The organism is Blattabacterium sp. (Blaberus giganteus), from assembly GCF_000262715.1.
Classification (GTDB): domain Bacteria; phylum Bacteroidota; class Bacteroidia; order Flavobacteriales; family Blattabacteriaceae; genus Blattabacterium.
The window spans coordinates 42,566-57,619 of the sequence record NC_017924.1 but is presented as its reverse complement, the minus strand read 5'-3'; the positions used below and the strand labels follow the sequence as shown (position 1 = coordinate 57,619).

Here is a 15,054-nt window from a genome sequence, read left to right as displayed (position 1 = left end):
ATTTTCATGTTCTAATCTTTTTTTTGAACTTATAATTTCATAATTCTAATTTTTTGGAAATATTTTTTTCACTTCCTTCCATCAAAAATTTTATAGGATTTTCTATGGACTCTTTAACTGATACTAAAAATCCTACAGATTCTCTTCCATCAATGATCCTATGATCATAAGATAAAGCTAAATACATAATAGGTCGTATTTCAATAGATCCATTTATAACTACAGGTCTTTCCATAATTTTATGCATTCCTAATATAGCACTTTGTGGTGGATTTATGATTGGAGTAGATAACATAGATCCAAAAACGCCTCCATTAGTAATTGTGAAAGTTCCTCCAGTCATATCATCTATAGATATTGTTCCATCATGAACCCGTGTTGATAATTTATATATTTCTTGTTCTATTCCTCGAAATGATAAATGCTCAGCATTTCTAATTACGGGAACCATTAATCCTTTAGGACCAGATATCGCAATACTAATATCATAATATTCAAAATGAATTTTTTCTTTACCACTAATCATAGCATTGACATCTGGATAAAGTTTTAGAGCTCTTATACAAGACAAAGTAAAAAAAGACATGAAACCCAAATTCACTCCATGTTTTTTTTTGAAAAAATCTTTATATTTTTTTCTAATGAGAAAAATTTCTAACATGTCTACTTCATTAAATGTGGTAAGAGAAGCAGTTTGATTTTTTACATGAATTAACCTTTCGGAAAGTTTTCTTCTGAGAGAAGAAAGTGGAGTTATTGTTTTTGATCTATATATTGTAGGAACGAATCTATCCATATTAGAAATAAAAGATCTTTTATTTTTTTCTAAATGATTAATGCAATCCTCTTTTGTAATTCTTCCATGTTTACCAGTCCCTTGAATAGATTCTATAGAAATATTTTTTTCCTTTAAAATTTTTTTTGCAGCTGGAGAAGGAATTTTAAGATTTATAGAAGATATTTTTTCTACATGGTTTTTTTGTTCATGAACTATTTTTTCCTTATGTACTTTCGTTTTTTCTTTGGATGAATCAATCAGACATAAAATATCTCCAACTTTTACTCTTTCTCCTTTTTTAACCATTAAGGTTATTTTTCCATTTTCTTCTGCAGAAATTTCTAAAGTAGCTTTATCTGAATCTATTTCTGCAATTGTTTGACCTTTATTAACATAATCTCCATTTTTCACAAGCCATGTAGAAACTTCTACCTCTGTAATTGATTCTCCTGGAGAAGGGACTTTTACCTTTATTATCATAATTTAAATTTTCAATAAATTTTATTATAATTTAAATTTCAAAGAAAAGCTTTTTTTAATATTTTGTTTTGAATTTTTAAAAAATAAGAATAAGATCCTGTAGACGGACTAGAATTTTCAGATGGAGCTATTAAATTAAATGAGATAACATTTTTTAATTTTCTTAAAATAAAACTCCATAATCCCATATTTTCTGGTTCTTCTTGTACCCAAAAAATTTCTTTTTTATTTTTATATTTTTTGATAATTTCTTGGATTCTTTTCACTTTTAATGGATATATTTGTTCTATGCGTATCAATGCAGTTTTTTCATCTTGAACGGATTCTTTCTCATTTAGTAATTCATAATATATCTTACCAGAACAAAAAATTAATTTTGTAATTTTTTTTACATCTTTTACATAAGGATCATCCAATATTTCCTGAAAAATCCCTGTAGCAAGATCCTTTATTGTAGATAAACATTTCGTATTTCTAAGCAAACTTTTAGGTGTAAATACTATGAGAGGTTTTCTATATTTTAATTTCATTTGTCTTCTGATAAGATGATAAAAATTAGCTGGAGTAGTACAATTCACTACAAATAAATTATTATTAGCACAAAGTTGTAAATAACGTTCAATACGTGCAGAAGAATGCTCTGGACCTTGTCCTTCATATCCATGAGGCAACAACAATACAATTCCATTTCTAATTTTCCATTTATTTTCTCCAGAAGAAATATATTGATCGATTATAATTTGTCCTCCATTTACAAAATCTCCAAATTGAGCTTCCCACAAAGTTAAAACATGAGGAGAATACATGGCATATCCATAATCAAAACCCAAAACTCCATATTCTGAAAGAGGAGAATTAAATATTTGTATTTTTCCTTGTTTTGATCCAATTTGATTAAGGAGAACAATTTCTTCTTCTTCTTCTGTTTTTACAACAGCATGACGGTGAGAAAACGTTCCTCTTGCTACATCTTCTCCTGATAAACGAATATGAATTCCTTCATACAAAAGTGTTCCATAAGATAATAATTCTGCCATACTCCAATCTACCAATTCTTTTTTAATCATTTCTAATCTTTTTTTAAAAATGAATTCCGTTTTCCTAAAAAATTTTTTCTTTTTGGGAAGAGAGAAAATTTTATTAGATATTTTTATAATATTTTCAATAGAAAATCGTGTATCAACTTTTTTAAAAATTTCTTCATTATTATATACTATAGGAAAATTTTTCCATTCTTTTTCTAAAAAAGAATTCAGTACATTCCATTTTATATTATTCGCCTCATGATATTTTACATTAAGAATATTCTCATATTCTTTTTCCATATTTTTTACGTCATTACTATTAATAATTCTCTCTTTTTCCAATTTTTTTTTGTACAAATTATAAGAATTAGGATGCTTCGAGATAGCTTTGTATAAGAAGGGTTGAGTAAATCTAGGTTCATCTCCTTCATTATGACCATGTTTTCTATATCCCAATAAATCTATAAAAATATCTTCATGATAACGCATTCTAAAGTCTACAGCAAAATAAATAGCTCGTACAACAGATTCAACATCATCTGCATTAACATGTAATACTGGAGACATAATAGTTTTGGCTATATCTGTACAATATATACTGGAACGCCCTTCAGTATAATCCGTGGTAAATCCGATTTGATTATTAATTACGATATGAATTGTTCCTCCAGTTTTATATCCTTTTAATTGAGATAATTGAAGAATTTCATATACAATTCCTTGACCAGATAAGGCCGCATCTCCATGAATCAAAATAGGGATTATTTTTTTTGAATTACTATTTTGATTATAGACTATATCTATTTTCGCACGTGTAATTCCTTCTACGATAGCATCTACAGTTTCTAAATGAGACGGATTAGGAACCAAATTCATTTTAACATATCTACCTTTACGTGTTTTTCTTATTTTAGAAAATCCTAAATGATATTTAACATCTCCAGAAAAAGTTTTTTCTTTATATTCTTTTCCTTGAAATTCACTAAATATTTGAGAATAATTTTTTTTAAAAAAGTTAGAAAGTATATTTAAACGACCTCTATGTGACATTCCAATTATAAAATCTTCAGTTAGATATTTATCGGATGTATATTCTATCATTTCTTCCAATGCAGGTAATGTAGATTCATTTCCTTCTATAGAAAATCTCTTCTGACCTACAAACTTGGTATGAATAAAATTTTCAAATGTAACTGCTTCATTTAATTTTTTTAAAAAAAATTTTTTTTCTTCTGGAGAAAATTGCAATTTTTCTTTCTGAAACCATTGTTCTATCCAATTAATTTTTTCAGGATTAGATATATACATATATTCTATTCCTATAGATCCACAATAAATATTTTTCAGATGATGAATTATATTTCTCAATGAAGTTTTTCCTACACTTATTAATTTTCCAACTTCAAAACATGTATCTAATTCTTTTTCAGATAATCCAAAATTCTTTAAATCTAAAGAAGGAAAATGCTTTCTTCTCTTTCGTATAGGATTTGTATTTGTGAAAAAATGACCTCTTTTTCTATAGGCATAAATTAAATTAAATACTAAAAATTCTTTTTCTATGATATCATTAATCTCATATTCTGATTTTACAACATTTTCATATTCATAAATTTCTTTTCCAAAATCAAATCCATGAAAAAAAGCACTCCAACTTGATTCTATTGAATTAGGATTTTCTTTATACTTATTATACAGAAATTCTATATCATGAATGGAATTTAGAAAAGAATATCTATCATTCATACATATATTGTTTTTTACTTCAAATTTAAACATTTTAAATATCTATCAAAGTTTATTTGATCTCATTGTTTATTTTTTTAAAATGATTTTGATATGCTATAGCATCTTTTAAAACTAAATTCAATCCATTTTTATTAGGTCCCATAGCTGTAGAAAAAAAAGAGTTTCCCCAGTATTTCCCCCCTATATGAGGAGCCATTTTACATATTATTTTATGAGCATAAATATTATTATTTTTAATAACAGAATCGGAAATAGATATAAAAATAACTGCTTTTTCATTTGTCACAAATCCTATAATCATAAATAAATTATGAATTTCATATCTTAAATCTAAGACTATTTTTTTCATAATATTTATTTCTTTTTCTTGATCAGGATCAATTTCACATATATATTTTATTTTTATAGGAGATAATTCTACAGCCTTCAAATAATATTCTTTTTTTAATATTTTTATAATTTGTAAATGAACTTTCGATATTTCTTTTTTAAATTTTTCATTACTCTTTTGTAAAGTTAAAAAACTTTTTATGGGAGATTCTGGATATTTTATCATCTTTTTTAAAGATTGATATTGATCACGAATAGATTTCAAATGTTGAACTGCTTCTTTTGAAGTGATAGCTTTAATTCTTCGTATTCCATGCGATACGGAATATTCTGATAATATCTCAAAAATTTGAATTAATCCAGTTCGTTTAACATGAGTTCCAATGCATAATTCGGAAGATTTTCCAAAAATAACAACTCTAACTTCTTTCTTATATTTTTCTTCAAATATTTCACTAAAAGAATAATTTTTTCTAGCTTCTTGTAAAGAATTAAATGTTTTTACTTTTAATACAAGATCAGAAAAAATTAGTTCTTGAACTAAGTTTTCTATATGATGCAATTCTTGAATCGTTATTTTTTTATAATGAGAGAAATCAAACCTTAGATAATTGTCTCCTACATAAGATCCTTTTTGTTGAATATGATCTCCTAAAACTTTTTTCAAAACAAAATGTAATAAATGTGTGGATGTATGGTTTTTTTCTATTTTAGATCTTCTATCTTTATTTACTATAGCCTTAAAAGAAGAAAAAATATTTAAAGGTAATTTTCTTACACAATGTATAATAATATAATTTTCTCTTTTAGTATTAAAAACATCAATTTTATCAATTTCATTTTCTATGATCCCCGTATCACCCAACTGTCCTCCTCCTTCAGGATAAAAAGGAGTTTTAGAAAAAACTAATTCATAGTAATGTATTTTATTGAATTTATTTTCTATTTCTCTGTATTTCAATATAAAAATATCACATTCTGTAAAATCATATCCTATAAAATTTTGATTGTTATCAAAATTATTATTATTATGAACATTTATCCAATCTTTTTTTAGAATTGAATTTTTTTCTTTTTTTGATCTATCTTGTTGTTCTAATAATTTTTTTTGAAATGATTTTTCATCAATAAACAGGTTATTTTTTTCAACTAATATTTTAGATAATTGAATGGGAAATCCATAAGTATCGTATAATTGAAAAATTGTCTCTCCACCAACAATTTTTTCATTTTTTTCTTTATGTTTAGTAATGATATGTTGAATTTTTTTGTTTCCTTTTTCAATAACATTGAAAAATGATAATTCCTCTTCTTTAATAATATCTTGTATGTATGTTTTTTTTTTCAACAATTCTGGAAAAGAATTTTTCATTTCTCTTACTAAAGAATCTACAAATTTATGAATAAAAGGTTCTTTTTTATATAAAAAACGGTTAGCAAAAATAATAGCTCTTCTAAGTATTTTTCTTATAACATAACCAGCGCCGTTATTTGACGGTAATTTTCCATCCGATATAGAAAAAACAATAGCCCTTAAATGATCTGCTATAATTTGTATAGACACTTTTTGATGAAAATCTTCTCTATTATAAATATTTCCCAAATCATCTTCTAAATCTTGAATAATAGGATAAAAAATATCAGTTTCATAACTAGAAATTTTTCCTTGTAAAATCATACATAATCTCTCCAATCCCATTCCTGTATCTATATGTTTTGTAGAAAGCTTTTTCAAGGTTCCATCTGTTTTACGTATAAATTCTATAAAAACAAGATTCCAAATTTCTATGACTTCAGGATGATTTCTATTAATAAGATATCTTCCGGGTAAAACCTTTTTTTCTTTATCGTTTCGTAAATCTATATGAATTTCTGAACAAGGACCACAAGGCCCTGTTAATCCCATTTCCCAAAAATTTTCTTTTTTTCCAAAAAAAAGAATATTATTTTTGTTAATTAAAGTTTTCCAATATTTCAATGTTTCTTTGTCCATAGACAATTCATCTTTTTTATCTCCAATAAAAACAGATACATAAATATTTTTGTTTGGAATATTATATACTTCAATTAATAATTCCCAAGCCCATTCTATAGTCTCTTTTCTAGAATAATCACCAAAAGACCAATTTCCTAACATTTCGAACATGGTATGATGATAATTGTCATACCCTACATTTTTTAAATCATTGTGTTTACCAGTAATTCTAAGACATTTTTGAATATTCGCTATTCTTGTATATTCAGGTTTTATATGTCCTAAAAAATAGTCTTTAAAAGGATTCATTCCGGCATTAATAAAAAGAAGAGAGGGGTCATTTTTCAAGTAAATAGGAAAGGAAGGAATGATTTTATGTTTTTTTTTTTGAAAAAAACTGAGAAAAGTGTTCTTTATCAATTTATATTTCATTATTTTTACAGATTTTATAAATTATCCTTTCTATATCTATATTTAGAAGACTGTTCTATAGCGTCCATTATTTTTTCCATGATAGAATCTGTCGTATCTTTTTTTAAATCTAATTTAATAGGTTCTTTAAATTTCATTTTTTGCAAAATTCCCTTTTTTTTAATCCGAATTCCTTTTTTATCATAAGCTTTTTGAAATCCATCTATAACAATGGGAACAACAATAGGATTGTATTTCCTGATTACATGAACAATACCTCTTCGTCCAGGAGCAAAAGCTTGAGTAGTTCCTTGTGGAAAAGTAATTAACCAACCATCATTAATAGCTATTCCCATACGAGTTATATCAGATAGATATACGGAACGATTAATTTGTTTATTTCTTTCTATCCAAGGTCTTTTTACAGTTATTCCTCCTGAATAAGTAAATAATTTAGTTAAAAATCCTTGATTCATAGTTTCTTGAGCTGCCACATAATATAAATTGACTTTAGGATTTAAAAGATAAATAGGATTTTTAATGCTATTGATAAAACCATTTTTTACGCTGCAAAATACATGAAACATAGCAAAAACATCTGCAAAATAAGTTTGGTGATTAGATACAAAAAGAACTTTTTTATCTGGCAAATCTTTTATATATTCAGTTCCTTCTAAATGCAACTGATTGAATCCATTATAACGATTATAAGAAAAGCATCCAAAAGTAAAAATTAAAAAACGTTTTATAAAATGCAAATTTCCAAATGCATCTCTAAATAGAGTACTTTCTTTTTTTTTCATATATTTTTTCAAAAAATACGAATGAAAACTCACTGTTTACAATTTATTTTATTATATTTTTTTTATGAAATTTGAATGAGTAATAAGCTAAAATAGCGATAATTAACAAAATTAATAAACTATAATATATCCAACAAGGAATAGAAACAGGATCTCCTTTTGCATAAGAATGCAATCCTGATAAATAGTAATTTACTCCAAAATAAGTCATTAAAATAGAACTAATTGATAATATACTGTAAAAATTAAAAGTAAATATGCTTCTTAAATATGGAACTAAGCGAATATGTAATACAAAAGCATAAATCATTATGCTAATTAGAGCCCAGGTTTCCTTAGGATCCCAACTCCAATAACGCCCCCAACTATTATTGGCCCAAACAGAACCTAAAAAAGTTCCTATAGTTAATAAAAAAAGTCCTATAGTCAAACATATTTCATTAATAATAGTTAATTTTTCAATATGAACATGAATTCTTTCACTATAATTACGAAAACACATTTTTAATGTAAAAAGAATCAATACTAAAAATCCTAAAAATGATCCTGTTAAGAAAAAACCATAACTTGATGTTATCGTTGCTACATGTATAATTAACCAATGAGATTTTAAAACAGGAACCAAATTGGTGATTTCTGGATCCATTGCGCTTCCATGCGCTATCATTAATAAAATAGATGAAACTAAAGATGTGATTCCTGAAACAAATTGATTTTTATAAAATAAGAAGCCGATCCCAATTAAACCCCAACTAATAAAAATTGCAGATTCATATCCATTTGCCCATGGAGCGTGTCCAGAAATATACCATCTAGAAACTAACCCTAAAAAATTTAAAATAAATAGAATAAATAAAATGAAAATGAGTGTTTTATAAATAAAAAACACGTTTTTTGTTTCTAAAAAAATTGTAAAAAAAGAATTTATAATAATAATTGTTCCAAATAAAGCGTATAGAAAAGATAATACATAAAATATATTTAATTTATTATAAATGATTTCTACAGATATTTTATTTTCTGAAGGTAAAATAGATTTGGCATGCTTTAGTTGATATAATCGTATTTTTTGAATTTCATTATCTGCAATGTTCCAATTTTTTTCGTTTTGAGAAAATAATAAAGCTTTAAGATAACTATTAAACATGGATAACCCTAAAGGATTCAATTTGTTTGAATCGGATCTAATCCAACTAGACCAAGTATGATTGATATCATGAGGAATAGGAAAAATACGTGTGTATTTCCCTTGAAAAATTTCATGCATGATTCCTACACGTTCACTAAGATTAAGTACCGCTTTATCATATTCATTTCTTTGAACCGGACTTTTAGAAAAAGCTAGTTGATAATCTTCTTGTAAAAGAAATTTAAGTTTCGAAGTTATTGAATCAATAAAATATAAATCTATAAGAGAAACATAAAATTGTCTATTTGCTTTCACTTTTTTTAAAAGTTTATGTCCTCCTTTTTTATCAACTTTAATAAAAGGAATCTTTGTCCAAAAAATATTATCTTGATGTATAGATATGAACCATTGGTTAGCATTTAATCCTCCTACATGATTTTTTTTATGTATTTTACTAAGTAATTCAATAGCAATTGTATTAATAGGTTTAATTCTCCCTTTTTGATCTTGAACTAACAAACGACCGAAATTTTCACCATGTTTTTTGGGAATATGAACAGCATCAAAAACATTTTCTAAAGGAATTTTTTTGAATTCGTGCATTTGAGCAGACACAGAATTATGTATCATGAACAAAAAAAAGAATACTATAAAAAATAATATTGAATAGCTTTTAGAAGCTAAATATTTTAGTTTTTTTTTAAGAAAACTAAATCTAGTTCCTTTCCAAAACAAAGTAAAAAACATTCCTATACTCATTAAAATATAACCTATATAGGTGAAATACATTCCGTAATAGTCATTATTAACAGAAAAATGAGTTCCTTTTCCATCTGGATCGTATCCAGATTGAAAAAATTTAAATCCTTTATAATTTAGAACATTATTCATATAAATTAAATAATCTTTCCTATTATTTTTATCTATTAATGTTACATTACTCATAAAAGTAGATGGAAATTCAGAACCAGGATAATTTTCTACTTTGAATTTTTTCAATTTTAATAAAAAAGGAAGATTACAAAAGATCGATCCATATCCAATAGATATTTTATAATCCTTAAAGAATAAAGGACGACTCATATTTATTGTATTTGTTCCTCCTAAAAAGGTTACTAATTTAGATTGATTTCTAAAGGATATTTTTGTTGTAATAGCACTTAATTGATTATTTTTTTCATGATCACATAATTTTATATATTTTAATTTTCCTTTCACGACTCCATCAGGGATAACCCATTGCATAATTTCATGATCTTTATTTATTTTTATTTGATATAAATTTCTTATTTTCAGAACATGATTGGTATTTTTAAAAAAAATATTTATTTTTCTATTTACCATGTTAATATTTTTACCTGAAAAAGATGACTTGATATAAAGTTTATTATTCTTTTCAAAAATTTTGATCCCAAAAGGGATTTCTTTGTTAAAAGAAAATAAAATTCCATTTATATTTATTATCTCTCCATTCTTGATAAAATAATCTATTCTTCCTCTTTGATTGGTTGAAACTATTTTTATAATTTTTTCTTCTGGTTTTTCTTTTGATAAAATCATTTTTGCACATGATATATAATCTATGACTTTTACTTTCAAAGGATTTTTTTGAAAATCAAATTCCCCTTGATATCCATAATGAAAAGATGAAAGTATGTAAGGATCATGATAGAATCTAGTGTAGGAACCTTTACTTATTTTTAACTTCATGTAATTTGTTCTAGAAATAATTTTTCCATTTATTTCACCCTCCCTAATCGACATTGTTCCTTCAAAACTGAAATATCTAGAAAAAATTCCCCCAATAAAAATTAATACAAATGATAAATGAAAAAAGAACAAAGGTAATTTTTTATAATTCCATAATTTATATTTCCATATATTCCCTATTAAATTTATTATGATAAATAACATAATTCCTTCGAACCAAGTGGACTCATAAACAAATATTTTCGCTACATCTGTAGAGTATTTCTTTTCTATAAAAGTAGCTATAGCCATAGATAAAGCCAATAATAAGAATAAAAAAGAAGTAATTTTTGTGGAAAAAAGGATATATTTTAATATTTTTTGCATTTACTTGTATTTTTTAACATTGCATGTTATTTCCTCATTTATAAATTCAGAATTAGCTTATCGTAAGCTAGATAAACATTTTTAGGCAACTGTGGTTCAATTTTTTCGTGAAATCCAAATGTATGACTAATATGTGTCAAATAAGTTTTTTGAGGGCATATTTCACGAATGATATTTAAGGTATCATCAAGTATGATGGAAAAAGGGTTTTTCGGAACTTTTCTTAATACATTTAAAACTAAAATATTGATTCCTTTTAATTTTTGTATTGTTTGAATGGGAATACGACTGGCATCTGTGATATACGCAAAATTTTCTATACGAAATCCTAAAATGGGAAGATAATCATGCCATATGGATAAAGGAAAAATTTTAGAATTTTCTACAAAAAAAAATTTTTTACAATCATCTAATTCATGAACAGTAATTACAGAAATATTTGATTTTTTGTTTTTTGAAAAAATATAAAAAAATCTTTTTTTTAAATTTTCTATAACTCTACGCAACCCATAAATAGGAATAGATTGATTCATATTCAAATTAATTGACCTTATATCGTCTAATCCTCCTATATGATCTTGATGTTCATGCGTTATAAAAATCGCATTCAATTTTTCATGGTTACTTCTTAACATTTGATAACGAAAGTCTGGTCCACAATCTATCAAAAAAATTTTTTTCTCTTTTTCAATTAAAATTGAACTTCTTAGTCTTTTATCTTTTGAATTTTTAGATAAACATACTGGATGTTTGGATCCAATAACAGGAATTCCCTGAGAAGTTCCAGTTCCTAAAAAAGTAATTTTCATATATTTTTATATATATTTTTTTGTATTTCATTTATAATATTTTGTTTTTCTTTCAAAAACTCTTTTACAGAATCTCTTCCTTGACCTAATTTTATATCTCCATAACTAAACCAAGATGCATTCTTTTTAATAATTCCTAAATCCACTCCTATATCCAAAATTTCTCCAATTTTTGAAATTCCTTCACCATACATAATGTCAAATTCAGCCGTTCTAAAAGGAGGAGATAATTTATTTTTCACAACTTTGACTCTTGTTTTATTTCCTAATATCTTTTCTCCATTTTTGATTTGATTTCCTTTTCGGATATCTAACCGTATTGATGAATAAAATTTTAAAGCATTCCCTCCTGTTGTTACTTCTGGATTTCCATAAACCCCTATTTTTTCTCTGAGTTGATTAATAAATATCAATATACTTTTAGATTTTCCTATACTTGAAGTTAGCTTTCTCAAAGCTTGAGACATCAATCTTGCTTGCAATCCTATTTTAGAATCTCCCATTTCACCTTCTATTTCACTTTTAGGCGTTAAAGCAGCTACAGAATCAACCACTATCATATCAATAACGCCAGATCTAATTAAATTATCCACGATTTCTAGAGCCTGTTCTCCATTGTCTGGTTGAGATATTATTAATTCTTTTATATTCACACCTATTTTTTGAGCATAAACACGATCAAAAGCATGCTCCGCATCGATAAAACCGGCGAACCCTCCTATTTTTTGAGATTGAGTGATAGCATGTAAGGCTAGAGTTGTTTTTCCAGAAGATTCTGGTCCAAATATTTCAATAATACGACCTTTTGGAAAGCCTTTTATACCTAAAGCAATGTCTAAACTTAAAGATCCAGAAGAAATGATTTCTAAATTTTCTGTATTAGAATCTCCCATTTTCATAACTGTTCCCTTTCCATACATTTTATCCATTTTTTCTAATACAAGTTGCAAAGATCTTCTTTTTTGTTCAATTTTTTCGTTCATAATTTTGAAAATAAATTTTTCTTCAAGAAATTCATTTTATTATAAATACATAAATGACAGTTAATTTTTATGGATTTTTTTTGAAAAAAATCCCTCTTTACTTTTAAAAAGTAAAATTTTATTTTTTGGAAGTCTTAATTTATTCCCAGAAGGGATGAGGTCTACAAGATATTTTGGATTGAGAAGAATTAAATCTTTATAGGAAATATTTAAACTATAAGCAAAAAATTTCAATGAAATTTTTTCTTTTATAGGAATGAGTGCAGTTTCTGTATATTTATATTTGTAAGGTGAAGGATAATGTGTATAAATATTATGTTCCTTGTAATAATTCATTATGTAATTTATAGCAATAAACTTTGGAATGTAACTTTGAGTTTCTTTCGGAAATGATTCCCATAATTCCCAAAAATTTTTCCTATTTTTATGACGTTGTAATATTTTATCTACAGTTCCGGGTCCTGCATTATAAGCGGCTAATACTAATTCCCAGTTTCCTATTTTTTTATATAAAAATTTTAAATATCGGCAAGCAGCTTCTGTAGATTGAATAGGATCATTTCTTTCATCATAAATATTATTCACATTAAGATTATATATTTTTCCGGTTTCAGGCATAAATTGCCAAATACCTTGCGCTCCTGTTTTAGAAGTTACAACAGGATTTAAATTTGATTCTATAATAGCTAAATATTTTAATTCTTTTGGAAGACGATAATTTTCAAGTTTTTCTTCAAACATAGGAAAATAAAAATCTGATAATGAAATGATTTTTCCTATATATTTTCCCATACGAAGATAACTTTCTACGGAAGCATGTACAATACTATTGTATTTTAATATTTTAATTTGAGATTTTTGATTAAGAAAATTAAGTCTTTGTCTTAGTTCTTCAGGTTTTATATTGGTAATAATAGTATTTTTTTTATTATTATGATATATTTTTCTTACAGATAAAAATTTTTCCTTTCCCCATAACATTTTTTTCCATAATTTTTCGAGATATATATTATTTAAATCTAATTTTGGATTCCGAATATTCTTATGGAAGTTTATCACATTTTTTTGTTCTAAAAATGGTTTTGATACAGATTGAATCACCAAGCTTTTTAATATGAACATAAAAAACATAATATTTCTTATCGTTGTCGTTCCCATTATTTATTAGTTTGATTAGTTTCTAAAATTTTAGAAAAAAAAGGACTAATAAACAAACGTAAAATGAAAGCGAAATTTTTATTCTTTTTCAGATTCTGAATCTTTTTCTTCAGAAGCTTTTTTGAATTCTTTTAATCCAGTCCCTAATCCTTTCATTAGCTCTGGAATTTTTTTACCTCCAAATAACAAAAGTGCAAGAATTACAATGACTACGATTTCTGTGGTCCCGAAAGTCCCAAGTAATATTAATATAGAAAAAATGAAAATAAAATCCATATACATGGAATTTTTATCAAATATAAAAAAAATTATGAATTTTCTATTTATTTATAAACAGAATAATCACTTAAACTTACTTTCTTGAATTTTTCTCCTATATAGATAGATTGATTCCCTATTATTGAATGATTTAAATTTGCATATTGAATTATTGTATAATCTTGAATTAAAGATTTTTTTATATTGCTATTTTTTACTTTTGTATGTTTTCCTATTGAAACGTAAGGACCTATAATACTATTTTCAATACTTGTATGTTTTCCTATTGAACAAGGTTTTATAATCAAACTATCTTTTATCATCACTTTTTCATGAATTAATTTTGAATTTTTTGATTCAATGGACAATATTCTTGAATTGGAATAAATAGTTCTTTTTTGATTTCCGAAATCCATCCATTCTTTAACTTGTTTGCTGATGAATTTTTCTCCTTTGATTCTCATATTTTCTAAAACAGATGTTAATTGATATTCTTTTTCATTTTTAATATTACGATCAAATATAGATTGTAATTCTTTTTTTAAAAGCAAACTATTTTTAAAATAATAAAGACCCACAATTGCAAGATTTGATACATAATTGTTTGGTTTTTCTATAAAATGAGTAATAACCCCTGAAGAATCACATTTCACAATTCCAAACAAATGAGGATTTTTTACTTTTTTTGTCCATATAATATTATCATGAGTAATTTCTTTATCAAAAGAATTCTGATAGAATAAGGAATCAGAAAAAGCAACAATAATTGGTTCTCCTGTTAAAGAATTTTTAGCTTTTAACAAAGCATCGGCCGTTCCAAGTGGGATAATTTGATAATATATAATAGGATTCAGACTCAGATCATGGGATAATCTTATTAATTGTTTTTCAACTTGATTTCCAAAATTTCCTATAATAAAAATAATTTCTTGTATAGAAAAAACTTGAATAATTTTGTATAAATTTTCCACTAGTCTTCTTAAAATTGTTTTTCCTGCAATAGACATCAATGGTTTAGGAGTATTTAAAGTATGTGGAAGAAGACGAGATCCTTTTCCAGCCATGGGAATTATGATTTTCATATCATTTT

10 protein-coding genes are annotated in these 15,054 nt (G+C 25.4%); all 10 read right to left on the bottom strand.

The annotated features are described in order from the left end of the window. Positions 1 to 37: 37 nt before the first annotated feature. Positions 38 to 1,258, bottom strand: coding sequence for a 2-oxoglutarate dehydrogenase complex dihydrolipoyllysine-residue succinyltransferase (gene odhB, locus BGIGA_RS00220; protein ID WP_014726372.1), 1,221 nt, complete (start codon positions 1,256 to 1,258; stop codon positions 38 to 40). 38 nt (positions 1,259 to 1,296) lie between these two features. Continuing rightward, a complete protein-coding gene (locus tag BGIGA_RS00215) occupies positions 1,297 to 4,029 on the bottom strand; it encodes a 2-oxoglutarate dehydrogenase E1 component (protein WP_041178329.1) in 2,733 nt (910 codons plus the stop codon). Between the two features lie 52 nt (positions 4,030 to 4,081). After that, complete coding sequence (gene alaS, locus BGIGA_RS00210; protein WP_014726370.1) at positions 4,082 to 6,769, bottom strand: alanine--tRNA ligase; 2,688 nt, start codon at positions 6,767 to 6,769, stop codon at positions 4,082 to 4,084. A 14-nt stretch (positions 6,770 to 6,783) separates the two neighbouring features. Continuing rightward, positions 6,784 to 7,551: a 1-acyl-sn-glycerol-3-phosphate acyltransferase gene (locus BGIGA_RS00205; protein ID WP_014726369.1), complete on the bottom strand. Its 768-nt coding sequence runs from the start codon at positions 7,549 to 7,551 to the stop codon at positions 6,784 to 6,786. Between the two features lie 43 nt (positions 7,552 to 7,594). Next, the gene (gene ccsA, locus BGIGA_RS00200; protein ID WP_014726368.1) at positions 7,595 to 10,756 is read right to left on the bottom strand and encodes a cytochrome c biogenesis protein CcsA; all 3,162 of its coding nucleotides are present in this window, start codon (positions 10,754 to 10,756) and stop codon (positions 7,595 to 7,597) included. 38 nt (positions 10,757 to 10,794) lie between these two features. Beyond that, a complete protein-coding gene (locus tag BGIGA_RS00195; RefSeq protein ID WP_014726367.1) occupies positions 10,795 to 11,565 on the bottom strand; it encodes an MBL fold metallo-hydrolase in 771 nt (256 codons plus the stop codon). Then, complete coding sequence (recA, locus tag BGIGA_RS00190) at positions 11,562 to 12,548, bottom strand: recombinase RecA (RefSeq protein WP_014726366.1); 987 nt, start codon at positions 12,546 to 12,548, stop codon at positions 11,562 to 11,564. The genes BGIGA_RS00195 and recA overlap by 4 nt, the downstream gene beginning before the upstream one ends. 60 nt (positions 12,549 to 12,608) lie before the next feature. Then, on the bottom strand, positions 12,609 to 13,706 hold the full coding sequence (locus tag BGIGA_RS00185; RefSeq protein ID WP_014726365.1) for a lytic transglycosylase domain-containing protein: 1,098 nt from the start codon (positions 13,704 to 13,706) through the stop codon (positions 12,609 to 12,611). A gap of 78 nt (positions 13,707 to 13,784) precedes the next feature. Beyond that, positions 13,785 to 13,988 carry a twin-arginine translocase TatA/TatE family subunit gene (locus tag BGIGA_RS00180; protein ID WP_014726364.1) on the bottom strand — a complete coding sequence of 68 codons (204 nt, stop codon included), beginning with the start codon at positions 13,986 to 13,988 and terminating at the stop codon, positions 13,785 to 13,787. A 41-nt stretch (positions 13,989 to 14,029) separates the two neighbouring features. Beyond that, entirely contained in the window at positions 14,030 to 15,046 is a 1,017-nt protein-coding gene (locus BGIGA_RS00175; RefSeq protein ID WP_014726363.1) for a sugar phosphate nucleotidyltransferase, read from the bottom strand. Positions 15,047 to 15,054: the final 8 nt, after the last annotated feature.

Excerpts from the sequence above, each read along its gene's own strand:
- odhB (WP_014726372.1), bottom strand. The coding sequence starts at position 1,258 with ATGATAATAAAGGTAAAAGTCCCTTCTCCAGGAGAATCAATTACAGAG.
- BGIGA_RS00215 (WP_041178329.1), bottom strand. The coding sequence starts at position 4,029 with ATGAATGATAGATATTCTTTTCTAAATTCCATTCATGATATAGAATTT.
- alaS (WP_014726370.1), bottom strand. The coding sequence starts at position 6,769 with ATGAAATATAAATTGATAAAGAACACTTTTCTCAGTTTTTTTCAAAAA.
- BGIGA_RS00205 (WP_014726369.1), bottom strand. The coding sequence starts at position 7,551 with ATGAAAAAAAAAGAAAGTACTCTATTTAGAGATGCATTTGGAAATTTG.
- ccsA (WP_014726368.1), bottom strand. The coding sequence starts at position 10,756 with ATGCAAAAAATATTAAAATATATCCTTTTTTCCACAAAAATTACTTCT.
- BGIGA_RS00195 (WP_014726367.1), bottom strand. The coding sequence starts at position 11,565 with ATGAAAATTACTTTTTTAGGAACTGGAACTTCTCAGGGAATTCCTGTT.
- recA (WP_014726366.1), bottom strand. The coding sequence starts at position 12,548 with ATGAACGAAAAAATTGAACAAAAAAGAAGATCTTTGCAACTTGTATTA.
- BGIGA_RS00185 (WP_014726365.1), bottom strand. The coding sequence starts at position 13,706 with ATGGGAACGACAACGATAAGAAATATTATGTTTTTTATGTTCATATTA.
- BGIGA_RS00180 (WP_014726364.1), bottom strand. The coding sequence starts at position 13,988 with ATGTATATGGATTTTATTTTCATTTTTTCTATATTAATATTACTTGGG.
- BGIGA_RS00175 (WP_014726363.1), bottom strand. The coding sequence starts at position 15,046 with ATGAAAATCATAATTCCCATGGCTGGAAAAGGATCTCGTCTTCTTCCA.